The organism is Streptomyces cyaneofuscatus, from assembly GCF_000718135.1.
Classification (GTDB): domain Bacteria; phylum Actinomycetota; class Actinomycetes; order Streptomycetales; family Streptomycetaceae; genus Streptomyces; species Streptomyces cyaneofuscatus.
Window position 1 is genome coordinate 1 of the sequence record NZ_JOEM01000102.1, and the last position, 256, is coordinate 256.

Below are 256 nucleotides of genomic sequence, written 5' to 3' on the forward strand. Positions count from 1 at the left end.
CCGGCCGGTGTACAAGACGGTGGATACGTGTGCGGCGGAGTTCGCGGCGAAGACCCCGTACTTCTACTCCTCCTACGACGAGGAATCCGAGGTCGCGTCCCGCACCAAGCCCGCGGTGATCATCCTGGGGTCGGGTCCGAACCGGATCGGGCAGGGCATCGAGTTCGACTACTCCTGTGTCCATGCTTCCTTCGCCCTCTCCGACGCCGGGTACGAGACCGTGATGGTCAACTGCAACCCGGAGACGGTCTCGACG

At 64.5% G+C, this 256-nt stretch carries 1 protein-coding gene; it reads left to right on the plus strand.

The features are described 5' to 3' along the window. The coding region (locus IF17_RS01000000136990; protein WP_032773235.1) for a carbamoyl phosphate synthase preATP-grasp domain-containing protein at positions 1–256 on the plus strand (256 nt) is incomplete at both ends.